The 24,105-nt window shown below is 54.7% G+C and carries 29 protein-coding genes; all 29 read left to right on the top strand.

The window, feature by feature from the left end:
* The first annotated feature begins 3 nt into the window (after positions 1-3).
* The 29 genes from sucD (at position 4) to flhB (ending at position 24,097) form a co-directional block, all read left to right on the top strand.
* The gene (gene sucD / locus AP057_RS07255) at positions 4-906 is read left to right on the top strand and encodes a succinate--CoA ligase subunit alpha (protein ID WP_015374401.1); all 903 of its coding nucleotides are present in this window, start codon (positions 4-6) and stop codon (positions 904-906) included.
* A gap of 63 nt (positions 907-969) precedes the next feature.
* Positions 970-1,851 (top strand): DNA-processing protein DprA, encoded by an 882-nt coding sequence (gene dprA / locus AP057_RS07260; RefSeq protein WP_049624365.1) that lies wholly within the window; start codon positions 970-972, stop codon positions 1,849-1,851.
* Between the two features lie 78 nt (positions 1,852-1,929).
* Positions 1,930-4,005 (top strand): type I DNA topoisomerase, encoded by a 2,076-nt coding sequence (gene topA / locus AP057_RS07265; protein ID WP_033016014.1) that lies wholly within the window; start codon positions 1,930-1,932, stop codon positions 4,003-4,005.
* A 92-nt stretch (positions 4,006-4,097) separates the two neighbouring features.
* Positions 4,098-5,000, top strand: coding sequence for a tyrosine recombinase XerC (gene xerC / locus AP057_RS07270; protein WP_033016013.1), 903 nt, complete (start codon positions 4,098-4,100; stop codon positions 4,998-5,000).
* A 24-nt stretch (positions 5,001-5,024) separates the two neighbouring features.
* Positions 5,025-5,567, top strand: coding sequence for an ATP-dependent protease subunit HslV (hslV, locus tag AP057_RS07275; RefSeq protein WP_033016012.1), 543 nt, complete (start codon positions 5,025-5,027; stop codon positions 5,565-5,567).
* A 17-nt stretch (positions 5,568-5,584) separates the two neighbouring features.
* Positions 5,585-6,979 carry an HslU--HslV peptidase ATPase subunit gene (gene hslU / locus AP057_RS07280; RefSeq protein ID WP_033008184.1) on the top strand — a complete coding sequence of 465 codons (1,395 nt, stop codon included), beginning with the start codon at positions 5,585-5,587 and terminating at the stop codon, positions 6,977-6,979.
* A gap of 16 nt (positions 6,980-6,995) precedes the next feature.
* Positions 6,996-7,775, top strand: coding sequence for a GTP-sensing pleiotropic transcriptional regulator CodY (gene codY / locus AP057_RS07285; protein ID WP_033016011.1), 780 nt, complete (start codon positions 6,996-6,998; stop codon positions 7,773-7,775).
* Positions 7,776-7,972: 197 nt separating this feature from the next.
* The gene (flgB, locus tag AP057_RS07290; protein WP_033016010.1) at positions 7,973-8,362 is read left to right on the top strand and encodes a flagellar basal body rod protein FlgB; all 390 of its coding nucleotides are present in this window, start codon (positions 7,973-7,975) and stop codon (positions 8,360-8,362) included.
* A gap of 3 nt (positions 8,363-8,365) precedes the next feature.
* Positions 8,366-8,818: a flagellar basal body rod protein FlgC gene (gene flgC / locus AP057_RS07295; protein ID WP_049624594.1), complete on the top strand. Its 453-nt coding sequence runs from the start codon at positions 8,366-8,368 to the stop codon at positions 8,816-8,818.
* A 21-nt stretch (positions 8,819-8,839) separates the two neighbouring features.
* Complete coding sequence (gene fliE / locus AP057_RS07300) at positions 8,840-9,136, top strand: flagellar hook-basal body complex protein FliE (protein ID WP_033016005.1); 297 nt, start codon at positions 8,840-8,842, stop codon at positions 9,134-9,136.
* 84 nt (positions 9,137-9,220) lie between these two features.
* Positions 9,221-10,810: a flagellar basal-body MS-ring/collar protein FliF gene (gene fliF, locus AP057_RS07305; protein ID WP_055358542.1), complete on the top strand. Its 1,590-nt coding sequence runs from the start codon at positions 9,221-9,223 to the stop codon at positions 10,808-10,810.
* A 12-nt stretch (positions 10,811-10,822) separates the two neighbouring features.
* Complete coding sequence (gene fliG / locus AP057_RS07310; protein ID WP_055358407.1) at positions 10,823-11,842, top strand: flagellar motor switch protein FliG; 1,020 nt, start codon at positions 10,823-10,825, stop codon at positions 11,840-11,842.
* The gene (fliH, locus tag AP057_RS07315) at positions 11,826-12,605 is read left to right on the top strand and encodes a flagellar assembly protein FliH (RefSeq protein ID WP_033016002.1); all 780 of its coding nucleotides are present in this window, start codon (positions 11,826-11,828) and stop codon (positions 12,603-12,605) included. Before fliG ends, fliH begins: the two co-directional genes overlap by 17 nt.
* Positions 12,583-13,890 carry a flagellar protein export ATPase FliI gene (gene fliI, locus AP057_RS07320; RefSeq protein WP_080706533.1) on the top strand — a complete coding sequence of 436 codons (1,308 nt, stop codon included), beginning with the start codon at positions 12,583-12,585 and terminating at the stop codon, positions 13,888-13,890. Before fliH ends, fliI begins: the two co-directional genes overlap by 23 nt.
* Positions 13,891-13,928: 38 nt before the next feature.
* Entirely contained in the window at positions 13,929-14,375 is a 447-nt protein-coding gene (fliJ, locus tag AP057_RS07325) for a flagellar export protein FliJ (RefSeq protein ID WP_055358408.1), read from the top strand.
* Positions 14,376-14,978 (top strand): MotE family protein, encoded by a 603-nt coding sequence (locus tag AP057_RS07330; RefSeq protein WP_049624595.1) that lies wholly within the window; start codon positions 14,376-14,378, stop codon positions 14,976-14,978.
* Entirely contained in the window at positions 14,975-16,087 is a 1,113-nt protein-coding gene (locus AP057_RS07335) for a flagellar hook-length control protein FliK (RefSeq protein ID WP_033015991.1), read from the top strand. The genes AP057_RS07330 and AP057_RS07335 overlap by 4 nt, the downstream gene beginning before the upstream one ends.
* 18 nt (positions 16,088-16,105) lie before the next feature.
* Positions 16,106-16,534 (top strand): flagellar hook assembly protein FlgD, encoded by a 429-nt coding sequence (gene flgD / locus AP057_RS07340; RefSeq protein ID WP_049624596.1) that lies wholly within the window; start codon positions 16,106-16,108, stop codon positions 16,532-16,534.
* A 17-nt stretch (positions 16,535-16,551) separates the two neighbouring features.
* A complete protein-coding gene (gene flgG, locus AP057_RS07345) occupies positions 16,552-17,343 on the top strand; it encodes a flagellar basal body rod protein FlgG (RefSeq protein WP_055358409.1) in 792 nt (263 codons plus the stop codon).
* A 50-nt stretch (positions 17,344-17,393) separates the two neighbouring features.
* On the top strand, positions 17,394-17,618 hold the full coding sequence (locus AP057_RS07350; RefSeq protein ID WP_033016021.1) for a flagellar FlbD family protein: 225 nt from the start codon (positions 17,394-17,396) through the stop codon (positions 17,616-17,618).
* Positions 17,605-18,033, top strand: a complete 429-nt coding sequence (fliL, locus tag AP057_RS07355) for a flagellar basal body-associated protein FliL (RefSeq protein ID WP_033015988.1) — start codon at positions 17,605-17,607, stop codon at positions 18,031-18,033. The genes AP057_RS07350 and fliL overlap by 14 nt, the downstream gene beginning before the upstream one ends.
* 27 nt (positions 18,034-18,060) lie before the next feature.
* On the top strand, positions 18,061-19,065 hold the full coding sequence (fliM, locus tag AP057_RS07360; protein WP_055358410.1) for a flagellar motor switch protein FliM: 1,005 nt from the start codon (positions 18,061-18,063) through the stop codon (positions 19,063-19,065).
* A complete protein-coding gene (gene fliY / locus AP057_RS07365; protein ID WP_055358411.1) occupies positions 19,055-20,221 on the top strand; it encodes a flagellar motor switch phosphatase FliY in 1,167 nt (388 codons plus the stop codon). The genes fliM and fliY overlap by 11 nt, the downstream gene beginning before the upstream one ends.
* 25 nt (positions 20,222-20,246) lie before the next feature.
* Positions 20,247-20,606 (top strand): response regulator, encoded by a 360-nt coding sequence (locus AP057_RS07370; RefSeq protein WP_033008120.1) that lies wholly within the window; start codon positions 20,247-20,249, stop codon positions 20,604-20,606.
* 24 nt (positions 20,607-20,630) lie between these two features.
* Positions 20,631-21,287: a flagella biosynthesis regulatory protein FliZ gene (gene fliZ / locus AP057_RS07375; protein WP_055358412.1), complete on the top strand. Its 657-nt coding sequence runs from the start codon at positions 20,631-20,633 to the stop codon at positions 21,285-21,287.
* Entirely contained in the window at positions 21,280-21,948 is a 669-nt protein-coding gene (gene fliP / locus AP057_RS07380; RefSeq protein ID WP_033008117.1) for a flagellar type III secretion system pore protein FliP, read from the top strand. Before fliZ ends, fliP begins: the two co-directional genes overlap by 8 nt.
* Positions 21,949-21,963: 15 nt before the next feature.
* The gene (fliQ, locus tag AP057_RS07385) at positions 21,964-22,233 is read left to right on the top strand and encodes a flagellar biosynthesis protein FliQ (protein WP_033008116.1); all 270 of its coding nucleotides are present in this window, start codon (positions 21,964-21,966) and stop codon (positions 22,231-22,233) included.
* A gap of 6 nt (positions 22,234-22,239) precedes the next feature.
* Complete coding sequence (gene fliR, locus AP057_RS07390; RefSeq protein WP_055358413.1) at positions 22,240-23,013, top strand: flagellar biosynthetic protein FliR; 774 nt, start codon at positions 22,240-22,242, stop codon at positions 23,011-23,013.
* Between the two features lies 1 nt (position 23,014).
* Entirely contained in the window at positions 23,015-24,097 is a 1,083-nt protein-coding gene (gene flhB, locus AP057_RS07395; RefSeq protein ID WP_055358414.1) for a flagellar biosynthesis protein FlhB, read from the top strand.
* Positions 24,098-24,105 lie beyond the last annotated feature (8 nt).

The following is a 24,105-nucleotide window of genomic DNA, read 5'->3' on the forward strand; positions in this document are numbered from 1 at the left end:
CACGTGAGTGTTTTTGTCAATAAAGATACGAAAGTGATCGTACAAGGGATTACCGGTTCGCAAGGGCTGTTTCATACAAAACAGATGATTGAATACGGCACGAACATTGTCGGTGGCGTTACGCCGGGCAAAGGCGGCACGGAAGTCGAAGGCGTGCCGGTGTTTGACACCGTTTCCGAAGCGGTCGAAAAAACAGGCGCGAACGCCTCGGTCATTTACGTTCCGCCGGCGTTTGCTGCAGACGCTATTATGGAAGCGGTCGACGCCGGGCTTGATCTTGTCGTCTGCATCACCGAAGGCATTCCGGTGCTCGATATGGTGAAAGTGAAGCGGTACATGGAAGGGAAAAAGACTCGCCTCATCGGCCCGAACTGCCCGGGCGTCATTACGCCGGAAGAGTGCAAAATCGGCATTATGCCGGGCTACATCCATAAAAAAGGGCACGTCGGCATCGTCTCGCGCTCCGGCACGCTGACGTATGAAGCGGTTCACCAATTGACGCAAGCCGGCATCGGCCAATCGACGGCGGTCGGCATTGGCGGCGACCCGGTCAACGGCACGAATTTCATCGATGTGCTGAAGGCGTTTAACGAAGACGAGGAGACGTACGCGGTCATTATGATCGGCGAAATCGGCGGCACGGCGGAAGAAGAAGCGGCCGAATGGGTGAAAGCGAACATGACGAAGCCGGTCGTCGGCTTTATCGGCGGGCAAACGGCGCCTCCGGGCAAACGGATGGGCCATGCCGGCGCTATCATTTCCGGCGGCAAAGGCACGGCGGCGGAAAAAATCAAGAAAATGACCGAATGCGGCATCAAAGTAGCGGAAACGCCGGCCGTCATCGGCGAAACGCTCATTTCGGTCTTGAAAGAGCGCGGTTTATACGAAAAATGCAAAACGCATTAACATGGGGCTCCGCACGTTGCCGTGCGGGGCGCTGTTTGCCATTGACGCAGAAAGGAGAATGGTATGTACGATACAGTTCGCGACCGGCTCATTCATCTTCACCATTGCCGCGGAGCCGGCTGGAAGACGATCCGCTCTCTGCTTGACGCGGACCCGACGCTTGCCGCTCCATTTTTCATGTCCCCTCAATCCCTTCGCCCGCTCGTTCCGCTTACTTCTCAACAATTCGCTGCTTTTTTCCGCGACCTGCATTCCATTGATCTTCACCGGCTCATCAAAACGTATCAAGCTCGCCGCATTCACGTCATAACCGTGTTCGATGATCACTATCCGCCGCTGTTAAAGCATATTTACGCGCCGCCATGGGTGCTGTATGCAAAAGGGAACGCCGGCTTGCTTCAACAAACAAAGTTGATCAGCATCGTCGGCACGCGGCGCCCGACCAAATACGGGCTCGAAGCGCTTGACAAGCTTGTTCCGCCCCTTTCGGCCGCCGGATGGACGATCGTCAGCGGGCTGGCTGCCGGCATCGACATTCATGCCCATCGGCTTGCTGTCAAGTACGGCGGAACGACGATCGCCGTCATCGCCGGCGGGCTGGATCATGTTTACCCGAAAGCGCACTGGCCCTTCGCCCGCTATTTGATGAATGAACAGCTTGTCATCGCCGAACATCCGCCGGCAACGAAGCCGCAGGCATGGCACTTTCCGGCGCGCAACCGCATCATCAGCGGACTGTCGCTCGGCACGCTCGTCGTGCAAGCGAAACGGAAAAGCGGTTCGCTCATCACCGCCGCGTATGCGCTCGAGCAAGGGCGAGAAGTGTTTGCCGTCCCCGGTCCGATCGGGGCGGCCGAGGCAGCCGGGCCGAATACGCTTATTCAGCACGGGGCAAAACTAGTGCAGGAAGCGGAAGACATCATCGTCGAATTCCCGTACGTATAATGATCATGTTTGACAAATGCGGCAATAATCATTAATAATAATGAAGATTTCAATTTACTTCCTAGGGGTGGAAGATGGATGTCAGACTACTTGGTTATCGTCGAATCGCCAACGAAAGCGAAGACGATCGAGCGGTACTTAGGAAAAAAATATACGGTCAAAGCTTCGATGGGACACGTTCGCGATTTGCCAAAAAGCCAGATGGGCGTTGATATAGACCGCGGCTACGCATTGAAATATATTACGATTCGCGGCAAAGGCCAGGTGATTAAGGAGCTGAAAATGGCGGCCAAAAAGGCGAAAAAAGTGTTTCTTGCCGCCGACCCGGATCGGGAAGGGGAAGCGATCGCCTGGCATTTGGCCCACATGCTCGATTTAGACATTCACTCAGACTGCCGCGTCGTTTTTCATGAAATTACAAAGGATGCCATTCAACAGTCGTTCCAGCAGCCGCGCTCCATCAACATGAATCTTGTCGACGCCCAACAGGCGCGGCGCGTGCTCGACCGCCTCGTCGGCTACAACATCAGCCCGCTCTTATGGAAAAAAGTCAAAAAAGGGTTGAGCGCCGGCCGCGTCCAATCGGTTGCGCTCCGTCTGATCATCGACCGGGAAAAAGAAATCCGCCAGTTTCAGCCGGAAGAATATTGGACGATTCAAGCGACGTTTCAAAAAGGGGATGAGGCGTTTGCGGCTTCGTTTTACGGGATGGACGGCGAAAAGCGGGAATTAAAAACGGAAGCGGACGTCAAAGCGGTGCTCGCCCGCTTGAGCGGGCCCGCGTTTACGGTGAAAACGGTGACAAAGCGGGAGCGAAAACGCAGCCCGGTGCCCCCATTTACCACATCGTCACTGCAGCAGGAGGCGGCGCGTAAGCTGAATTTCCGCACGAAAAAGACGATGATGATCGCCCAGCAGCTGTACGAAGGGATCGACCTCGGCAGCGAAGGAACGGTCGGGCTCATTACGTACATGCGCACCGATTCGACACGCATCGCCGAAACGGCGCAGCAAGAGGCGGCAGCGTACATTGAGGCCAAATTCGGCGCGGCGTACGTCAGTCAGGAGAAGCGGAAAGAAAAGAACAGCGCGAACGCCCAAGACGCCCACGAGGCGATTCGCCCGACCTCGGCGTTTCGCGATCCGGAGAACGTGAAGCCATATTTGACGCGCGACCAGTTTCGGTTGTATAAACTCATTTGGGAACGGTTTATCGCCAGCCAGATGGCGGCGGCGGTGCTCGACACAATGAGCGTCGAGCTGGAAAACAACGGCGTCGTGTTCCGCGCGAGCGGCTCGACGGTGAAGTTTCCGGGGTTTATGAAAGTGTATATTGAAGGGACGGACGATCAAGCGGAAGAGCAAGACCGGCTTCTTCCGGACTTGACGGAAGGGGAGACGGTCAAGAGCGAGGCGGTCGACCCGAAGCAGCACTTTACCCAGCCGCCGCCGCGCTATACGGAAGCGCGCCTTGTCAAAACGTTGGAGGAGCTCGGCATCGGCCGCCCATCGACCTACGCCCCGACGCTCGATACGATCCAAAAACGCAACTACGTCGTGTTGGAAAACAAACGGTTCGTCCCGACGGAGCTCGGGGAAATCGTTGTCGAGCTGATGCTAGAGTTTTTCCCGGAAATCATCGATGTCGAGTTTACGGCGAAAATGGAAAAAGAGCTGGATGGAATTGAAGAGGGAAAAGTGGAATGGATCAAAGTCGTCGATGAGTTTTACCGCGAGTTCGAGAAAAGGTTGAAAGTGGCGGAAAAAGAAATGCGCGAAGTGGAGATTAAAGACGAGCCGGCCGGGATCGACTGCGACATATGCGGCAGCCCGATGGTGTACAAAATGGGCCGCTTCGGCAAGTTTATCGCCTGCTCCAATTTTCCCGAATGCCGCCATACGAAGCCGATCGTCAAACAAATCGGCGTCAAATGCCCGAAGTGCCATGAAGGAGAGATTGTCGAGCGCAACACGAAGAAAAAGCGGATCTTTTACGGTTGCAGCCGCTTTCCGGAGTGCGATTTTGTCTCCTGGGATAAACCGCTTGCCCGCCCATGCCCGAAATGCGGCGGCCTGCTTGTCGAGAAAAAGTTAAAAAAAGGCGTGCAAGTGCAGTGCACGGCCTGCGATTATGAAGAACAGCCGGAAACATAACGGAGTGTTGAACACAATTCAGAATTTTAGAAGAAATAGTTGCGCTGCAACCAATCATATGGTACGATGTAGAGGCATTGCGGGGTGAGGCGATGAAAAATGCGACATTTGCGTTACAATTGTTCATGGAATATTTACAAATCGAGAAAAATTATTCACAATATACTATTGCGTGCTACCGGCGCGATATTGAGCAGTTTTTCCAGTTCATGAACGAAGAAGGGATCAATGAGCTTGACCAAGTCGCCTACAGCGACGTCCGCTTATATTTGACGAAACTGTATGGCCAGCATTTGGCCAGCCGTTCGGTCGCCCGTAAAATTTCCAGTTTGCGCAGCTTTTACAAATTTTTGATGCGCGAAGGGCGGGCGGCCGAAAATCCGTTTGCGCTTGCGACACTGCCGAAGAAAGAGCAAAAAATTCCTAATTTTTTATACCCGAAAGAATTAGAAGCGTTGTTTCTTGTCAATGATGAAAATACGGCCCTCGGCCAGCGCAATACGGCGCTGCTTGAGTTGTTGTACGCGACTGGTGCTCGGGTTAGTGAATGTTGTCACATACAGCTGTCTGATGTCGATTTTGTGGCGGAAACTGTGCTCATTCACGGCAAAGGAAACAAGCAGCGCTACGTTCCGTTTGGCCGTCCGGCCCGCGAAGCGCTTGAACGGTATATTCATGGGGGCCGACGCGAGCTGACCAGAAAGCTGCGGGCGGACCACCGCTATTTATTTGTCAACGCCCGAGGCAATCCGCTCACGCCTCGGGGAGTGCGCCATATTTTGGATCGGATTGTCGAAGCTGCTGCGCTGACGCAAAACATCAGCCCGCATGTGCTTCGGCATACGTTTGCGACTCATTTGCTCAACGAAGGGGCCGATCTCCGTTCGGTGCAGGAACTGCTCGGCCATGCGCATTTGTCATCGACGCAAGTGTATACACATGTAACGAAAGACCGGTTGCGACATATTTATTTGCAGGCGCATCCGCGGGCATAGCCCGCATGTAAGGAGGGGAAAGCGATGGAACGCTTTCATGCAACGACGATTTTTGCCATCCGCCATAACAGCGCAGCGGCGATGGCTGGCGACGGCCAAGTGACGTTCGGCAACGCCGTCGTGATGAAGCATACAGCGAAAAAAGTGCGGCGCCTGTTTCAAGGCAAAGTGCTAGCCGGCTTTGCCGGCTCAGTGGCGGACGCGTTTACGCTGTTTGAAATGTTTGAAGGCAAGCTGGAACAGGTCAACGGCAACTTGCCGCGCGCGGCCGTCGAGCTGGCGAAAGAGTGGCGGAGCGATAAAGTGTTGCGCCGCCTTGAGGCGATGTTGATTGTCATGGATAAGGAACATTTGCTGCTGATTTCCGGCACAGGGGAAGTGATTGAACCGGATGACGGCATGCTCGCCATCGGCTCGGGCGGTCAGTATGCGTTGGCTGCTGGGCGTGCGTTGAAGAAGTACGCCGGCGGCTCGATGACCGCCAAGGAGATTGCGAAGGCGGCGCTGGAGATCGCCGCTGACATTTGCGTTTATACGAACAGCCATATTATTGTCGAAGAGCTGTAAAAAGGAGGAGGCCGATGATGGCGGAATCGTTGACTCCACGGCAAATTGTTGAGAAGCTCGACCAGTTTATCGTCGGACAAAAAGAGGCGAAAAAGGCGGTGGCGATCGCGCTTCGCAACCGGTACCGCCGCAGTTTGCTCGATGAAAAACTGCGCGATGAAGTAATGCCGAAAAACATTTTAATGATCGGCCCGACCGGGGTCGGGAAGACGGAGATCGCCCGCCGTCTCGCGAAGCTCGTCGGCGCGCCGTTTATCAAGGTTGAGGCGACGAAATTTACGGAAGTCGGTTATGTCGGGCGCGACGTCGAATCGATGGTGCGCGATTTGGTGGAAACGTCAGTTCGGATCGTGAAAGAACGAAAAATGAATGAGGTGAAAGACCGAGCTGAACAACAGGCGAACAAGCGGCTCGTTGAACTGCTCGTTCCGGGCAAACAAAAGCAAACGATCAAAAATCCGCTCGAGCTGTTGTTTGGCGGCCAAGGGAATCCGTCGGACAACAGCTACGGCCATGAGGATGAACAAATCGAGCAAAAACGGCGTCAAGTGGCCTGGCAGCTGGCAAACGGCCAGCTCGAAAACGAGATGGTCACGATTGAAATTGAGGAGCAGACGCCAATGCTCTTTGACTTTTTGCAAGGGACGGGCATTGAGCAGATGGGCGTGAATATGCAAGACGCGCTCAGCAGCCTGATGCCGCGGCGACGCAAAAAGCGGCGCCTGAAAGTGAGTGAAGCGCGCAAGGTGCTCATCAATGAAGAAGCGCAAAAACTGATCGACATGGATGAAGTGACGCAAGAGGCGGTCCGCCTCGCCGAACAGTCGGGCATCATCTTTATCGATGAAATTGATAAAATTGCCCGCAGCGGGGCGGTGTCCGGATCGGCCGACGTCTCGCGCGAAGGGGTGCAGCGCGACATCTTGCCGATCGTCGAAGGATCGACGGTCATGACGAAATACGGACCGGTCAAAACGGACCATATTTTGTTCATCGCCGCCGGCGCGTTTCATATGGCGAAGCCGTCCGACTTGATCCCTGAGCTGCAAGGTCGGTTTCCGATCCGCGTCGAGTTGGCGAAACTTTCGGTTGACGATTTCGTAAGTATATTGGTCGAGCCGAATAATGCGCTCATTAAACAATATCAGGCACTTTTGGCAACAGAAGGTATAAGTCTTGAATTTTCTGACGATGCTATTCGTAAGATTGCCGAAGTGGCCTTCGAAGTCAACCAGACGACTGACAACATCGGCGCGCGCCGGCTACATACGATTTTGGAAAAACTGCTTGAGGATTTGCTGTTTGAAGCGCCCGATATCGGGCTCGACAAAGTCGTCATCACGCCGCAATACGTTGAGCAAAAACTCGGCAGCATCGTCAAAAACAAAGATTTGAGCGAATTTATTTTATGAGGAGGAGATGGACTCGATGAACTTGCTAGAGAAAACACGAAAAATCAACGCCATGCTGCAGAAGGCAGCTGGGCGGCCGGTCAATTTCAAAGAGATGGCGGAAACGCTTTGCGATGTCATTGAAGCGAACGTGTTCGTCGTCAGCCGCCGCGGCAAACTGCTTGGCTTCGCCATTAAACAGTCGATTGAAAACGAACGGATGAAACGGATGCTTGAGGAGCGCCAGTTTCCGGAAGAATACACGAAAAAATTGTTCAACATTACGGAAACGTCCCCTAATATCGATATTAATAGCGAATATACGGCGTTTCCAGTGGAAAATCGTGACTTGTTCAAAACCGGTTTGACGACGATCGTTCCGATCAACGGCGGAGGCGAACGGCTCGGCACGCTTATTTTGTCGCGCCTTGATCGTGAGTTTGATAACGATGACCTGATTTTGGCCGAGTATGGCGCAACGGTCGTCGGCATGGAAATTTTGCGTGAAAAAGCGGAAGAAATCGAAGAGGAAGCGCGCAGCAAGGCGGTCGTGCAAATGGCGATCAGCTCGCTTTCTTACAGCGAACTTGAGGCGATTGAACATATTTTTGAAGAGCTTGACGGAACGGAAGGGCTGCTTGTCGCCAGCAAAATCGCCGACCGCGTCGGCATCACCCGTTCGGTGATCGTCAACGCCCTGCGCAAGCTTGAAAGCGCCGGCGTCATCGAATCGCGCTCGCTCGGCATGAAAGGAACGTACATTAAAGTATTGAATGACAAGTTTTTAAGCGAACTGGAAAAATTGAAATCAAGCTGAACGGCATAGCTGCCTAAGCCCGCTGGGTATTTTGGCCCGGCGGGTTTTTTGTTGTTGACAAACATCTTTGGCATCGTTTTTCTGTCATGGCATCTTCGAAAAATAGTACCAAGTTCCGTCTATACATTAGGTTTTCTTTCCCGTAAAATGAAAATTAGCAGAAACTGTCGAAAAATAGGAGAAAAGAGGGGATTCCATTGGCGCTCTTTTCAGCGACGATCGGTTGGCTTGAACAAGGGCTTCGCTACGCTGCGCTTCGCCAACAGGCGATCGCCGACAATATCGCCAACGCCGATACGCCGGGCTATAAGGCGAAAGATGTGCGCTTTCAGGCGGAGCTTGACCGGGCGCTTGCCCTTGAGGCCAAACGGACGGATCCGCGCCATTTTCCGTTTCGAAACGAACAGAATGGAAAAATTGTCGTGACGACCAATGCCAGCATCAGTTACAATCATAATGGAAACAGTGTCGATATCGACCAAGAAATGTCGAAATTGGCAGGAAACCAAATTTATTATAACGCTCTGATTGAGCGGTTAAACGGCAAATTCAATACGCTAAAGACGGTGATCAAAGGAGGAAAATAGGCTGTGTCCGTGTTTCAAAGCTTAAACATTTCGGCGTCGGCGCTCACCGCTCAGCGGCTGCGCATGGACGTGATTTCTTCCAACATCGCCAACGCTGATACGACGCGGGCCCGCTTCGTCAATGGCGAATGGGAGCCGTACCGACGCAAAATGGTCATCATCGAACCGCAGAGCGGGGCGTTTTCGGGCTATTTGCAGGCCGCCCTCGGACGTGCTGAAGCTGTCGGCAACGGCGTTCGGGTGCACGAAATTGCTGACGATCCGGCTCCGTTTAAACTCGTCTACGACCCGGACCATCCGGATGCGGGCGCAGATGGCTACGTTCGCCTGCCAAACGTCGAACCGCTCAAAGAAATGGTCGATTTGATCGGTGCGACGCGCTCGTATGAGGCGAATGTCACCGCGCTGAACGCTTCAAAAGGGATGCTCATGAAGGCGCTTGAAATCGGGAAATAAGCCGAAGAGGAGGAATGACAAATGGTTGATGGAGTGAGCCGCATCGGGCTGGCGCCGGCGGCCGCCGCTTCAAGCCCGGTGAAGCCGGCAGCGGTGCAAAAGCAGTTCGCCTCCTTTTTCAAAGAAGCGCTCAACAATGTCAATAACGCACAAATCGAGGCAGATGCGCTGACAGAAAAGCTTGTCCGTGGGGAAAACGTCCAATTGCATGATGTGATGATCGCGTCGCAAAAGGCAAGCATCGCGCTGCAACTGACGATCGAAATCCGTAACAAAGCGGTTGAGGCGTACCAGGAAATGATGCGCATGCCGTTGTAGACAGCAAGGGACGATACATACAGAGCCCGCCATGGCCGAACGGTGGCCGCGGCGGCTGTATGGCTGGATGATCGGGGGAATCGTATGAGCAACAAGTGGAAAGAGTGGTGGGGCCGGGCCCGTTTGTTTTGGCAAGAGCGGACGAAAAAACAGAAATGGCTTGCCGCCGGAGGCGCGGCTACGGTCCTTTTGATCCTTGGCCTCGGTATTTTTTTCGCCTTCAGGACGGAAATGGTGCCTCTATACAGCGATTTGACGCCGCAAGAAGCCGGACAAATCAAGGCGACGCTGGATCAGCGCGGTGTTCCCGCCGAAGTGACGGATGGCGGCACGACAATTAAAGTGCCGAAAGAGCAAGTGGATGCGCTGAAAGTCGAGCTGGCCGCCGAGGGCATTCCGAACAGCGGGGTTATTGATTATTCGTTTTTCGGCCAAAACGCGAGCTTCGGCATGACCGACAACGAGTTTAATATGGTGAAACTGAAGGCGATGCAAACGGAGCTCGCCAACTTAATCAAAACGATCGACGGCGTCGAGGACGCGAAAGTGATGATTAATCTTCCGCAGCCGAGCGTATTCGTTTCCGATGAAAAGGGGGAAGCCTCGGCTTCGATCGTGCTGAAGACGAAGCCGGGCTATGAATTCAGCGACGAGCAAATTCGGGCTTTGTATCATCTCGTCGCCAAAAGTGTTCCCCACCTCTCTACAGATAATATCGTCATTATGAACCAGTTTTTTGAGTATTTCGATTTGAAAAATGAAAACAAAAATTCGACAGCGGCGGCATTCACTGAGCAGCAACAGATCAAACGACAAATCGAACGCGACATTCAACGGCAAGTCCAGCGAATGCTCGGCACGATGATGGGGCAGGACAAAGTCGTTGTCTCGGTGACGGCCGACATCGACTTTACACAGGAAAAGCGAGAGGAGCAGTTGGTCGCTCCGGTGGACGAAAAGAACAATGAAGGCATTGCCGTCAGCGTCCAGCGCATTAAAGAGACGTACTCGGGAAGCGGTGCGCCGCCGGGCGGCACGGCCGGAACGGGGACGAATGAAGTGCCGGGCTACCAAGGAGCAAACGGCGGAACGAACGGAAACTATGAGCGGACCGAAGAAACGATCAACAATGAGGTCAACAAAATTAAAAAACAAATCGTAGAAAGCCCGTATAAAATTCGCGATCTAGGCATTCAAGTGATGGTCGAGCCGCCAAATCCGGATGATCCGAATTCATTGCCGCCGGAAACGGTCAATGACATTCAAAAACTATTAGGGACGATTGTCCGGACGTCGATTGACAAAGAAGAAGCGCAGGCGCTGACCGACCAGGATGTCAATAGCCGCGTCGTCGTCTCGGTGCAAAAGCTCAACGGCAAACCGGTATTCACCGAACCGGCGCCGGTTCAGCCGGCGTGGCGGTGGTACGCGGCCGGCGGAGGCGCGCTATTGCTCATTGCCCTACTGCTCTTCTTCTGGCTGCGACGCCGCCGTGAAGATGAAGAAGAAGAAGAGGAGGAGCTCGCATTCGCCCCGCCGCTTCCGGTCGAGCCGGATTTGCCGGAGCCGCCGGAGACGGAGGCGGTGCTGCGCCGTCGGCAGCTGGAGCGGTTGGCGAAAGAAAAACCGGATGAGTTTGCCAAACTATTGAAAACATGGCTATCGGAAGAGTAGGAGGAGCGGCGTATGGCAAAACGCGATCGGAAAGGCGGGCTGACGGGCAGGCAAAAGGCAGCCATTTTGCTCATTTCCCTCGGCCCGGACGTATCGGCCTCCATCTATAAACATTTATCCGAAGAAGACATTGAAAAGCTGACGCTCGAAATTTCCAACGTCCGCCAAGTGGCGGCCGAGCAAAAAGAGGAAGTGCTTGAGGAATTCCGGCAGCTCGCTTTGGCGCAGGATTACATCGCCCAAGGCGGCATCGCCTACGCGAAAGAAGTGTTGGAAAAAGCGCTCGGCCCGGACAAGGCGATGAACATTATCAACCGTCTGACATCAGCGCTTATGGTGCGGCCGTTTGATTTCGCCCGCAAAGCCGACCCGATGCAGCTGTTAAACTTTATTCAGCATGAGCATCCGCAAACGATCGCTCTCATTCTTTCGTATTTAGACCCGGCGCAGGCGGGGCAGATTTTATCAGCGCTGCCGCAAGAGATGCAGGCCGATGTGGCCAGGCGCATCGCGCTTATGGACAGCACGTCGCCGGAGATCATTAGCGAAGTCGAGCAAATTTTGGAGCGGCGGCTGTCGGCGACAGTGATGCAAGATCACACGCAAACCGGCGGCATTGAGGCGGTCGTCGAAGTGCTGAACCAAGTCGACCGAAGCACGGAGCGGACGATTTTAGAGGTTTTGGAAATTCAAGACCCCGAGCTTGCGGAAGAAATTAAAAAGCGGATGTTTGTGTTTGAAGACATCGTTACGCTCGACAATCGCGCCATTCAACGCGTCATCCGCGAAGTGGATAACAATGACCTTATGCTGGCGCTTAAGGTGGCGAGTGATGAAGTGAAAGAAATTGTCTTCCGCAACATGTCAACAAGAATGGCCGAGACGTTCAAAGAAGAAATGGAATATATAGGCCCGGTCCGGCTGCGTGATGTGGAAGAAGCGCAATCGCGCATTGTCGCCATTATCCGCCGTCTCGAGGAAGCCGGGGAAATCGTCATCGCCCGCGGGGGAGGAGATGATATTATTGTCTAGCGTCATTAAAGCGCCGGCATTGGCCGGGCGCGCCGGCAAAAAGACGATCGCTGTGCAGCGCTGCATTTTCGATGTTCCGCCTTCGAACGAGGATCGGCAAAAGGAAATCGAGGCGATTTCCGCCGCCAAAGAAGAGGCGGCCGCGCTTCGCCGCCAAGCCGAGCAATATTGCGAGACGGTGCGCGAACAGCTGGCCCGTGAACGGGAGCAATGGGAGCGCGAGAAAGACCGGCTTAGGCAGGAAGCGCGCGCCCAAGGGTACGAAGACGGCTACGCCGCCGGGCGCGAGGCGGCGCTTCGCGAACACCGCGAATGGATCGACCAAGCCCGCCGCTTGGCGGAGCGGATGAATCACGAATTTTATGCGAAGGTCGAGGCGGCGGATGAGATGATGCTCGAAGTGGCGCTGAAAGCGGCGGAACGCATCATCGGCGCCACGCTCGAGCGAGACCGGAGCGCGTTTTTGCCGCTTGTGCGCCAAGTGCTGCAGGAAGTGCGGCGGCAAACGGAAGTGTCCGTTTACGTGCATCCGGGTTGTTATGAGACGGTAGCCGAACAGCAAGAATTGTTGAAATCGCTATTTCCGCACCGTGTCGATTTGTTCATCTATCCGGATGAGGCGTTGCCGGAATACGGTTGTCTCGTGGAAACGCCGTTCGGCCGCATCGATGCCAGCGTAGACATGCAACTTGAACGGCTGCGCGAAGCGCTCTACAGACGGCTGAAGGAGGGAATGTCCTCTGAACTGGCAGGCGCTTCTTGAGGACATCGCCACCGTCGATTTGTACAAACGATTCGGCAAAGTATCGCGCGTCGTTGGGCTCATGACCGAATCGAAAGGTCCGGGCAGCTCGATCGGCGACCTTTGCTACATTCATGAAACGAGTGGCCGGAAAATTCCGGCGGAAGTCGTCGGCTTTCACGAGCACCACGTCTTGCTCATGCCGTTTTCCGCCATGACGCATATCGCCCCCGGCTGTTTGGTGGAAGCGACCGGCAAGCCGCTCGAAGTGTATGTGGGCGATGCGCTCATCGGCATGGTTCTTGATCCGCTCGGCCAACCGTTGGACGGTGCCCCACTGCCGCCCGGGCTGAAGCCTGTGTCGGTCGACCGCGATCCGCCCAATCCGCTCACCCGGCCGCCGATCGCCGAGCCGATTGAAGTCGGCGTGCGCGTCATCGACAGTCTGCTGGCGGTCGGGAAAGGGCAACGGGTCGGCATTTTTGCTGGTTCCGGCGTCGGCAAGAGCACGCTCATGGGAATGATCGCCCGCCGCACATCGGCTGACGTGAACGTTATCGCCTTAATCGGCGAGCGGGGGCGCGAAGTGCGCGAATTTTTAGAGCGCGATCTTGGGCCGGAAGGATTGGCCCGTTCCGTCGTCGTTGTCGCCACCTCGGACCAACCGGCGCTCATGCGTGTCAAAGGGGCGTACACCGCGACAGCGATCGCCGAATATTTCCGCGACCAAGGGGCGGATGTCATGCTGATGATGGATTCGGTCACCCGCGTCGCGATGGCGCAGCGGGAGATCGGGTTGGCTGTCGGCGAGCCGCCGACTACAAAGGGCTATACCCCGTCGGTGTTCGCCTTGCTCCCGAAGCTGCTCGAGCGGGCCGGGACGAGCGACTCAGGCACCATTACCGCGTTTTATACGGTGCTCGTTGACGGCGACGATATGAACGAGCCGATTGCCGATGCGGTGCGCGGCATTTTGGACGGCCATTTTGTGTTGGAACGCCAGCTCGCGAATAAAGGCCAGTACCCGGCCATTAACGTGCTGAAAAGCGTCAGCCGCGTCATGCCTCATATTATCAGCGCTGAGCACCGCGAAGCAGCGAACCGTTTCCGCCGTCTCCTTTCCACTTATATCGATTCGGAGGATTTGATTCAAATAGGGGCGTACAAGCGGGGGGCATCGCGAGAAATTGATGAGGCGATTGAACGTTATCCGCAAATGATGGCGTTTTGCCGCCAAGAAATAGAGGAAAAGGCGACGCGCGCCGAAAGCATTGATGCCCTTTTCCGTCTCATTTCGCCGCCATGACGGGGGCACAGCGTTAAGAGGGGGAAGGGTGATCCACAATGATGTCGACATTTCGGCTGCAAAAACTATGGACGATGAAGGAAAAAGAAAAGAAAGCAGCGCTGGCTGAATACGAAGAAGCGGTGCACAAGTTTGAGCAGGCGGCCGAGGCGCTGTACAAGTTGCTCAAGGAAAAAGAACGATGCGAGGCGGAAAGGGACAGGCGGCTGCAAGATGGCCTCGCTGTCGGGGCCATTCGCCATACGCTGCAGTATCTCGCCAGTTTGCAACAAACCATTGATCACTATCAGCTCATCGTCATGCGGGCGCGCGAGCAAATGCAGTGCCGGCACCAGCGCCTCATTGAGCTCAATATTGAAGTGAAAAAGTATGAGAAAATGCAGGAGCGCGTGCGGCGGTGGACAGAGCAGCGCGAAAAAGAGGCCGAAAGCCGTTTGCTCGATGAAATAGCCGTTCAGCGCTTTGTGCGGCAAGGAGAGTTATAGATGGCGGGCAGCAAACTTCAGCAGGAAGAAACGGCAAGCCGGTGGCAATGGATGTTGTTCGTCGTTGTCGTCCCGAGCCTCTTTGCGGCTTTCTTCCTCTTGCTGATTGCAAAGGCGGCCGGCATTGATGCGGTGAAGGCGAAACAATGGGTGGACAGCGTGCCGTTCGTCGCCGAATGGTTTGATTGGAAGAAGAAAGAAAAGACGCTGGCCAACACGATCGAGACGCAACAGCAGACGATCAAGCGGCAAAACCAAACGATCGCCAAGCAAAAAAAGCAAATTGAGCAGCTAAAAAGCGAATTGGCGGCAAAAGACGAGGAAATTGCCCGGCTGTCGACGCAGCAACAGCTGCCGACCCAGCAGGAAAAAGGCGGCGGACAAGCGTCTGCGGTGGATGTCATCAGCATGTACGACGCCATGTCAGACAAGCAGGCCGCGGCTATTTTAGCCAAGCTGCCGGAGGATGAAGCGCTTGAGGTGCTGAGCCGGCTCGATAGCGACAAAGCCGCGGCTATTTTAGAACAAATGCCGGCCGAGCAGGCGGCGAACTTGCTTTCGTCATTGCATAAATGGGCAGGGAGAGAGGAGGGGGCTGAATGAAAGTGATGATCGCAGCAGTTGCACCGCAGCCAACGGGCGTGGAGCTGACAGCGAGAAAAGAGACAGCGGCTTCCAGCGCATTTGCGGCATTATTGGCGCAAAAGCAAACCGGGAAGCTGCCGGTTGAGGAGGGGATTGAACGGTCATCCCAGCCGGAAGGAAAGAAGCCGCGAATAACAGACGAATGGACAGAGCCGTTATGGCTGGCCGCTTCAGCTATGCACGTTGGCGCTGCCAACGTTTTAAACGCCCCTCCGGCGGCTGCATACAATGATGGTGAAGCCTTGGCGGCTGATGGGGAAAGCGGAAGAGTTAACCAAGAAGGGGCTGGTGCAAAAGCGCTGGCAGCCGTTCCGTCTTTTTGGCTACAGACGGATGAAAATAGCGGGTTGGACAAAGCTGCTTGGCTGGAACAACAGGCCAAAGAAATGAACGGGCGTTTCGATGGCGAACACCAGCCGCCTTTCTCACAAATTTTGCCGCGAACCGAGGGAGCTAGAAAGGAAATGGCGGTGCATTCCAACGGTGAAAGCAGCTGGCTGGCGCCGCGAGTTTTATCTTCGATGTACGGGCCAGCCTCTTTACGGCAGCAGGAGGACGCTCGCCAGCTGCATAGTGTGCTCGTTTCGACAAACCTTGCCTCTTTGATTCCATTCGTCCCTGGCGGCCATGAGGCGGGGACGGTGGAAGCAGGGAAGGAAAGTTCGTTTGTCGAGCAAGTAGCCCGTGCATGGCAATTCGGCCGATGGGTGAAGCTGCCAAACGGCGTTATGCAGCTTGTTATTCGCCTTCATCCGGAACATCTTGGAACGGTGACGGTGAAAATGGCGCAAGAAGGCGGAAAATTGACCGCCCGGCTGCTTGTGGCGACCGATGCGGCGGAAGAGTTGATCCGCAACCACTTGCCGCAGCTTGCTCAGCAGCTTGATGCGAGTTCCATCACGGTCGAAAAATGGACCGTTTGGTCGGATTATGACAGCTCCGCGATGCCGCCGTATTCCGGGAATCGCCAAGGAGGGCAGCAGCAGGGCGAATCGCGGCAAAAACAAAAGCGGGAGCCATCATCTTCCTTCCCGTTAGCGCTAGACGGGATCGAAGCTGACGCATAAGGGGGAAAAAGAACGAGGATGACAACGAATGTGATTGATGGAAGCTTATGGATGGCAAACGCGGTTCAGCCGGAACGGAAAACGGGTAATCAAATTTTAGGAAAAGACGACTTTCTCAAAATTTTGCTCGCCCAGCTCGAAAACCAAGATCCGCTCAATCCGATGGAAGATAAAGACTTTATCGCGCAAATGGCGAGCTTCTCCTCGCTTGAGCAAATGATGAACATCGCCAATTTGATGCAGAAATGGATGCAAGTGTCAAGCCGTGATGCGCTTTTGCGCTACAGCGAATGGATCGGCAAAACGGTGCACTGGCAAGAAGGCGATGCAACGATGAGCGCGGTTGTCAAATCGGTGACGCAAAAAGACGGGAACATTGTTCTCGGGCTCGATAACGGAGCGACGATTGCCGCTGACGCGGTGATGACAGTCGAACAACACGAATAAGAGGGGAGAGAGAGCGAATGCTTCGTTCGATGTATTCCGGCATTGGCGCCATGCGCAATTTCCAAACAAAACTTGACGTTATCGGCAACAATATCGCCAATGTCAATACGTACGGGTTTAAAAAAGGACGAACGATCTTTAAAGATTTAATGAGCCAAATGATTTCCGGAGCGGGAGGGCCGAACGCCGGCCGCGGCGGGACGAATCCAAAGCAGGTCGGGCTCGGTTCGCAGCTGGCGGCGATCGACACCGTCCATACGCAAGGCAGCTTGCAAACGACCGGCCGCGTGCTTGATTTGGCCATTTCCGGCGACGGGTTTTTCGTCGTCGGCGACGCTTCCGGCAGCATGTATACGAGAGCCGGGAATTTTTATCTCGATTCGCAAGGCTATATTGTCAATGCCGATGGCCAATATTTGCTCGGTGTGGGAAATAGCCGCCTTCAAATTCCGACATATGCGAAAAGCTTGAGCATCGGGGCGGACGGCAAAGTGACCATTGTGGATGCTTCTGGGACTTTACGTACGATCGGCACAATTCAGCTGGCCAAATTTGCAAACAATGACGGATTAGAAAAAGCCGGCAACAACTTGTTCCGCGAAACGACCAACTCCGGCGCGCCAACGACAGGGGCGCCGGGAGCGAACGGCACCGGAACGATTGTCTCCGGGGCGCTTGAGATGTCCAACGTCGACCTTGCTGAGGAGTTTACGGAAATGATCGTCGCCCAGCGCGGTTTTCAGGCAAACACGCGCATCATTACGACATCGGATGAAATTTTGCAAGAACTTATCAACTTGAAAAAGTAGAATAGGAGGTAGGGCGTCAGCTGTTGTTGGACGCTGATGCCCGCTTGCCGATGATTCCGCTGACGAAGCTCAACGGCAAACGATTTGTGCTCAATGCGTTGTACATCGAACAAATCGAGGCATTTCCCGACACGACCGTGACGCTGACGAACGGAAAAAAATTCGTCGTGCGCGAGACGGTCGAACAAGTCGCGGCGTTGGCGAGCGAATTTTACCGGCAAATTGGCGCGTTTCGCTTGCCGGAAGCAGGAGGATTGAACCGTGAAAGGGAATAAAGTACTCAAAACGATGGTCATCGTGCTAGCGGTCATTGCCTTGGCCGGCACGGCGGCGCTTGTTGCCGTTATGAACCTGACCGGCAAAGAAAAACAGGAGGCGCCAAGCGCCGATGAACTGGCGGACAGTTCGATCGACATTCCGGAAATGACAACGAATTTGGCGGACGGCCGTTATATTAAAATCTCCTTTAAAATTCAAACCGACAGCGACAAAGGAAAAGAAGAAGCGGAGAAGCGTGATTTCCAGATTAAGGATGCAATCATCGAACAGCTCTCGGAAATGAAAGCGGCCGACTTTAAAGGAAAAGAAGGAATGGCGGCGTTGAAAGAGCAGCTGAAACAACAGATTAATGCGTTAATGCAGGAAGGGAAAGTGGAGAACGTCTACATTACCTCCTTTATCCTCCAGTAGCCTGCCATCCGAAGGGGGGAAGGTGACATGACAGCCGGCGAAGTACTATCGCAAAGTGAAATTGATGCGCTGCTTGCCGCGCTTTCGGCCGGAGAAATGAATGCGGAAGAACTGAAAAAAGAAGAGGAAGGGCGGCGCGTCAAAACGTATGATTTCCGGCGGGCGCTTCGGTTTTCCAAAGACCAGATCCGCAGCTTGACGCGCATTCATGAAAACTTCGCCCGCCTGTTGACCACGTTTTTTTCCGCCCAGCTGCGCACGTATGTGCAAATCTCGGTCGCATCGGCCGACCAGATTCCGTACGAAGAGTTCGTCCGCTCGATTCCAAAAATGACGATCATTAACGTCTTTGAAGTGCCGCCGCTCGACGGGCATGTGCTGCTGGAAATCAATCCGAATATCGCCTATGCCATGCTCGATCGGGTGATGGGCGGCCGCGGCGCCGGCATGGACAAAGTGGAGCACCTCACGGAAATTGAGACACGCATCATGTCCAACTTGTTCGACAAGGCGTTTGCCTATTGGCGCGATGCGTGGGAGTCGGTGGCGGAAATGGATCCGCTGTTTGTCGACTTTGAGGTCAACCCGCAGTTTTTGCGCATGATCGCGCCGAACGATACGGTCGTTGTCATTTCGCTCAACACGCAAATCGGCGAGGCGCGTGGCATGATGAACGTTTGCATTCCGCACGTCGTTTTGGAGCCGATTATGCCGCGGCTGTCGGTGCAGTACTGGATGCAGGCGCAAAAAAAAGAGCGTTCCCCCGAGGAAGCGGGACGAATTGAGCAAGGCATCCGCGCGGCTCAACTGCCGATTGTCGCCGAACTTGGCACAGCGGCTGTTACCGTCGGCGAATTTTTGCAGCTCGAGGTCGGAGATGTCATCCAGCTCGGGCAGTCGATCCATGATCCGCTTGTCATCAAAATCGGCCATATTCCGAAATTTATCGGCCAACCGGGGAAACGGAACAAAAAGCTGGCGGTGCAAATTTTAGCGATGATCGAGGGGGACGAAGCAGGACATGATGAATGACGGAATGTTGTCGCAAGATGAAATCGATGCTCTGTTGCGCGGAATGGACAGCCGTGACCGCGCACCGGCGCTTCACGATATTTTCACCCCGCTCGAGCAGGACGCTCTAGGGGAGATTGGCAATATTTCCTTTGGCAGCTCAGCGACGGCGCTGTCCATGTTATTGAACCAAAAAGTCGAGATTACGACACCGAACGTCTCGGTGATCGAGCGGACGCGCATCGCGGATGAGTTCCCGCGGCCGTATGTCGCCATTCAAGTCAATTACACGGAAGGGTTTCACGGGATCAACTTGCTGGTCATTGAGCAGCGGGACGCCGCCATTATCGCCGATTTGATGCTTGGCGGCGATGGAACGGCGCCCGACAGCGCGCTTGGGGAAATTCAGCTGAGCGCCGTGCAGGAAGCCATGAACCAAATGATGGGGTCAGCGGCGACGTCGATGTCGACTGTTTTTGGCAAGCGGGTCGACATTTCCCCGCCGACGATCCATCTTCTTGATTTGAGCGAAGGAAAAGGTCTGGAATATTTGCCGGATGGAGACTTTTTGATTAAAGTGTCGTTCCGGCTGAAAATCGGCACGTTAATTAATTCGAACATCATGCAGCTGCTGCCCGTTGATTTTGCCAAAGAAATGGTCACCTATTTGCTTGGTGCGGCGGCAGGGGGGGAGGAAAACCGGCCTGAGCTGCCGGCTGGGGCGCCGCTGTCCGTGGAGCCGGAGCCGCAGCCCGCCTACGCCTATGCGGAGGCCGGCGCCCCTTCTTCCCCGGCGGCGAACCGTTTCCCGGAGGCGCCGGCTGAGCGCCTGGATGAAGGCAAAAGCGCAGCTGGGCGGCATATTCAAGCAGCTGATTTTGCTGAGTTTGACGCCCCACCGCTTGCCGCGGCGGAGGCGCGCAATTTGGAGCTGCTGTTTGATGTGCCGCTGCAAGTGACGGTTGAACTGGGACGGACGAAACGCTCGGTGCAAGAGATTTTGCAATTGTCCACCGGGTCGATCATCGAACTTGATAAGCTGGCCGGCGAGCCGGTCGACGTTTTTGTCAACAATAAGCTGATCGCCAAAGGCGAGGTGGTCGTGATCGATGAAAACTTCGGCGTGCGCATCACCGACATTGTCAGCCAAAGCGATCGGTTAAAACGGCTAAAATAATGTGCATGGCAGGAGGTAGGGAGATATGGCAAGAGTGCTTGTTGTCGACGATGCTGCGTTTATGCGGATGATGATTAAAGACATTTTGACGAAGAATGGGCATGAGGTCGTCGCTGAAGCGGCGGACGGGAGACAGGCGGTCGAAAAATATAAGGAGACGCGCCCCGACATTGTGACGATGGATATTACGATGCCGGAGATGGATGGGATTACGGCGCTTAAAGAAATAAAAAAAATCGATAGCAACGCCAAAGTGATCATGTGTTCGGCGATGGGGCAGCAGGCGATGGTCATTGACGCCATTCAAGCCGGGGCGAAAGATTTCGTTGTCAAGCCGTTCCAGGCGGACCGCGTCATTGAAGCGATTAACAAAACGATCGGCTAGGCGATTAGAGGTGAGGGGATGTTGATGGCCATACGGCGATGGGCAGCGGGATTGCTGGCGGCAGCCATCTTGTTTGGGGCGCCGCCGGTGTCGGCTGTCCAAAGCCCGACGGTCGCCGATTGCCTGCAGCATCCGGATGCGTGCGGGCCGTCAACGCCGGCCGGGCAACAGACAAAACCGACAGCGAATCAATCGGCTGATGCGGTGTCTGCTTCCGATGTGCTCCGGCTCATCGGGGCGACCGTCTTTGTCCTCGTTCTTCTTTACGCTCTGTTAAAATGGCTTTCCCGCCGCCATTCGCCTGCTTTCGGGTCAAAGGGTCTCATTGAGAATCTCGGTGGAACGAGCGTCGGGGCAAACCGCTCTGTTCAGCTCATCAAAGTCGGCAACCGGCTGCTCGTCATCGGCGTTGGCGATTCGATCCAGCTGCTGCGGGAAATCAGCAATGAAGACGAAATAAACGAACTGCTGGCGCAGCATAATGAGCGGCTCGAACGGATGGCCAGCTTCCACCCGTTTGGGTCCCGCCTTCGTGAATATTGGACAGCGAAAGCGAAACGGGGAAGCGGTCCGGCTCCGTCCTTTTCCTCACTGTTTGCCGAGGAAATGAGCCGAATGGCCGACAGGCGGAATGAGTGGCTGAAGCGGTTGAAAGAGAAAGGAACGGCTGGCGATGAATGACTTTGTCCATATGTTTAACTCGATGGCGCCTGAGCATGTCTCGACATCGGTGAAACTGCTTTTGCTTCTTACCATTTTGTCGGTTGCTCCCGGCATTTTGATCATGATGACGTGTTTTACGCGCATCGTCATCGTTTTGTCGTTCGTGCGCACGTCGCTTGGCACGCAGCAAATGCCGCCCAACCAAGTGTTGATCGGGCTGGCGCTGTTTTTGACGTTTTTCATCATGGCGCCAACATGGAAAGAGATTCACGATCAGGCGCTTGAGCCGCTGTTTGCCGAAAAAATTGATTTGGATGAGGCGTACGAACGCGCCGCTGTTCCGCTCAAGCAGTTTATGAGCCAACATACGAGACAGCAAGATTTGGCCTTGTTTTTATCATACAGTGGCGCCGGGCAGCCGAAAACGGTCAACGACATTCCGCTTACCGCGCTCGTCCCGGCGTTTGCGATCAGCGAGCTGAAAACCGCGTTTCAAATGGGCTTTATGATTTTCATCCCGTTTTTGGTCATCGATATGATCGTTGCCAGCGTCTTGATGTCGATGGGAATGATGATGCTGCCGCCGGTGATGATTTCGCTGCCGTTTAAAATTTTGCTATTTGTTCTTGTCGACGGCTGGCATTTGGTCGTCAAATCGTTGCTGCAAAGCTTTCAATAAAGATGGGTGGCGTTTATGAGTGCCGATTTTATCATCCGCCTTGCCGAACAAGGCGTCTACATCGTGTTGATCGTTTGCGGTCCGTTGCTGCTGCTGTCGCTTGTTGTCGGGCTCGTTGTCAGCATTTTTCAGGCTGCGACCCAAATTCAAGAGCAGACGCTCGCGTTTGTCCCGAAAATCGTTGCTGTCCTGCTCGGGCTCGTCTTGTTCGGGCCGTGGATGCTCTCGAAAATGGTGTCGTACGCCCATGACATTTTCGCCAATTTGGCTTCATTTATAGGCTGATCTATGATGGAACAACTATGGACGTATTTTCCCGCGTTTTTGCTCATCTTCGCCCGCACCGCTTCGTTTTTTGCGGCCATGCCGCTCTTTTCGTACCGGACGGTGCCGGCTTCGTACAAGATTGGAATGGCGTTTTTTTTCAGCTGGCTTATGTTTTTGGCAGGGCCGAAGCCGTCGCTTCCATTGGATGATGTGTATGTATTGCTCGTCGTCAAAGAGGCGCTCGTCGGGCTGGCGCTCGGCTTGATCGCGGCCATCGTCATGGCGGCTGTGCAAGTCGCCGGCGGCTTGATCGATTTTCAAATCGGGTTTGCCATCGCCAACGTCATCGATCCGCAAACCGGGGTGCAAAGCCCGTTGCTCGGGCAGTATCTTCACTCGCTGGCGCTTTTGCTGCTGCTTATGCTTGACGGGCATCATTTGCTGCTTGACGGCTTGTTTTACAGCTATCACTGGCTGCCGCTTGACCGGTGGCCGCACATTGCCGACGGGCGGGCGGCTGAGTATGCGGTGCGCACGTTCGCGGCGATGTTTGCCGCCGCTGTGCAAATGGCTGCCCCGCTTGTCGGATCGCTCTTTTTGGTCGATGTGGCGCTCGGCCTCATCGCCCGCGCCGTGCCGCAAATGAATATTTTTGCTGTCGGGTTTTCGCTCAAGACAGCGGCTGCGTTTTTCATGTTGTTTGCGGCGATCGGGGGAATGTTGACCTCGGCGCGCGAACTGTTTCAACTTATGTTTGTGTCGCTGCGCGAGTTTATGCAGCTGTTGGGAGGCGCGTAACGTGGGCGAACGGCGGCTTGATTTGCAGTTTTTCGCCGGGGAAAAGACGGAAAAGGCGACGCCGCGCAAACGGCAAGAAGTGCGGGAAAAAGGCCAGGTCGCCAAAAGCAGCGATGCGGTGGCCGCCATCGTATTGCTCGCGCTGTTTCTCGTTTTGTCGCTGGCGGGAGCGTATGAGCGGGACGGGTTGCTGCGCATGCTCGCGCGTGCGCTTTCCGATTATGCCGCCGCTCCGCTGACGATTGATTCGCTTCATGCCATCTTTCTCGACTGGCTTCGCCATGCGGCGCTTCTGTTAGCTCCATTTTTTGCTGCCGCCGTATTAGCGGCTGGGCTGGCCAACTTTTGGCAAGTCGGTGTCTTGTTTACCGTAGAGCCGCTCAAAATCGACGGAAACCGCCTCAACCCGGTGCAAGGAATAAAACGGCTTTTTTCGCTGCGCGCCATTGTCGAGCTGTTAAAATCTGTGTTAAAAGCTGGAATCATCGGTGCGGTCGTGTTTATGCTCTTGCTCGGGGGATGGGATGAGCTCACGGCGCTTGCGGCCAGGCCGCCGGCCGCCATGCTTGCCATTGTCGGCGCGCTGACGGTGAAAATGGGGCTGTATGCTGCGGCCGCGCTCTTGTTTTTGGCGTTGTTTGACTATTTGTACCAGCGCTTTGAGTTTGAACGAAACATCCGCATGTCGAAGCAAGACATTAAAGATGAATTCAAAAAGACGGAAGGCGACCCGCTCATTAAATCGCGCATTAAGCAAAGACAGCGGGAGATGGCGATGAGGCGGATGATGCAGGAGGTGCCGAATGCCGATGTTGTCATCACCAATCCCACCCATTATGCGGTAGCGCTGAAGTATGAAGATGGAAAAATGGAGGCGCCGGTTGTCGTGGCGAAAGGGGCTGACTATGTGGCGTTGAAAATAAAGGAAATTGCCAAGGCGAACGGCGTCGTGACGGTTGAAAATCGTCCGTTGGCGCAGGCGCTTTACCGGCAGACGGACGTCGGCGACATGATTCCAGAGACGTTTTTTAAGGCAGTGGCGGAAATTTTGGCGTACGTCTACCGGCTCAAACGAAAAGGGTAACAGCAAGG

This window comes from Geobacillus sp. Sah69 (genome assembly GCF_001414205.1).
In the GTDB taxonomy this organism is placed as follows: Bacteria; Bacillota; Bacilli; order Bacillales; family Anoxybacillaceae; genus Geobacillus; species Geobacillus stearothermophilus.

What these genes read in the sequence shown, in the direction of transcription:
- dprA (WP_049624365.1), top strand. Translation starts at nt 970, where the DNA reads ATGTACGATACAGTTCGCGACCGGCTCATTCATCTTCACCATTGCCGC.
- topA (WP_033016014.1), top strand. Translation starts at nt 1,930, where the DNA reads ATGTCAGACTACTTGGTTATCGTCGAATCGCCAACGAAAGCGAAGACG.
- xerC (WP_033016013.1), top strand. Translation starts at nt 4,098, where the DNA reads ATGAAAAATGCGACATTTGCGTTACAATTGTTCATGGAATATTTACAA.
- hslV (WP_033016012.1), top strand. Translation starts at nt 5,025, where the DNA reads ATGGAACGCTTTCATGCAACGACGATTTTTGCCATCCGCCATAACAGC.
- hslU (WP_033008184.1), top strand. Translation starts at nt 5,585, where the DNA reads ATGGCGGAATCGTTGACTCCACGGCAAATTGTTGAGAAGCTCGACCAG.
- codY (WP_033016011.1), top strand. Translation starts at nt 6,996, where the DNA reads ATGAACTTGCTAGAGAAAACACGAAAAATCAACGCCATGCTGCAGAAG.
- fliE (WP_033016005.1), top strand. Translation starts at nt 8,840, where the DNA reads ATGGTTGATGGAGTGAGCCGCATCGGGCTGGCGCCGGCGGCCGCCGCT.
- fliF (WP_055358542.1), top strand. Translation starts at nt 9,221, where the DNA reads ATGAGCAACAAGTGGAAAGAGTGGTGGGGCCGGGCCCGTTTGTTTTGG.
- fliG (WP_055358407.1), top strand. Translation starts at nt 10,823, where the DNA reads ATGGCAAAACGCGATCGGAAAGGCGGGCTGACGGGCAGGCAAAAGGCA.
- fliH (WP_033016002.1), top strand. Translation starts at nt 11,826, where the DNA reads ATGATATTATTGTCTAGCGTCATTAAAGCGCCGGCATTGGCCGGGCGC.
- fliJ (WP_055358408.1), top strand. Translation starts at nt 13,929, where the DNA reads ATGATGTCGACATTTCGGCTGCAAAAACTATGGACGATGAAGGAAAAA.
- AP057_RS07330 (WP_049624595.1), top strand. Translation starts at nt 14,376, where the DNA reads ATGGCGGGCAGCAAACTTCAGCAGGAAGAAACGGCAAGCCGGTGGCAA.
- AP057_RS07335 (WP_033015991.1), top strand. Translation starts at nt 14,975, where the DNA reads ATGAAAGTGATGATCGCAGCAGTTGCACCGCAGCCAACGGGCGTGGAG.
- flgD (WP_049624596.1), top strand. Translation starts at nt 16,106, where the DNA reads ATGACAACGAATGTGATTGATGGAAGCTTATGGATGGCAAACGCGGTT.
- flgG (WP_055358409.1), top strand. Translation starts at nt 16,552, where the DNA reads ATGCTTCGTTCGATGTATTCCGGCATTGGCGCCATGCGCAATTTCCAA.
- AP057_RS07350 (WP_033016021.1), top strand. Translation starts at nt 17,394, where the DNA reads ATGATTCCGCTGACGAAGCTCAACGGCAAACGATTTGTGCTCAATGCG.
- fliM (WP_055358410.1), top strand. Translation starts at nt 18,061, where the DNA reads ATGACAGCCGGCGAAGTACTATCGCAAAGTGAAATTGATGCGCTGCTT.
- fliY (WP_055358411.1), top strand. Translation starts at nt 19,055, where the DNA reads ATGATGAATGACGGAATGTTGTCGCAAGATGAAATCGATGCTCTGTTG.
- AP057_RS07370 (WP_033008120.1), top strand. Translation starts at nt 20,247, where the DNA reads ATGGCAAGAGTGCTTGTTGTCGACGATGCTGCGTTTATGCGGATGATG.
- fliZ (WP_055358412.1), top strand. Translation starts at nt 20,631, where the DNA reads ATGGCCATACGGCGATGGGCAGCGGGATTGCTGGCGGCAGCCATCTTG.
- fliP (WP_033008117.1), top strand. Translation starts at nt 21,280, where the DNA reads ATGAATGACTTTGTCCATATGTTTAACTCGATGGCGCCTGAGCATGTC.
- fliQ (WP_033008116.1), top strand. Translation starts at nt 21,964, where the DNA reads ATGAGTGCCGATTTTATCATCCGCCTTGCCGAACAAGGCGTCTACATC.
- fliR (WP_055358413.1), top strand. Translation starts at nt 22,240, where the DNA reads ATGGAACAACTATGGACGTATTTTCCCGCGTTTTTGCTCATCTTCGCC.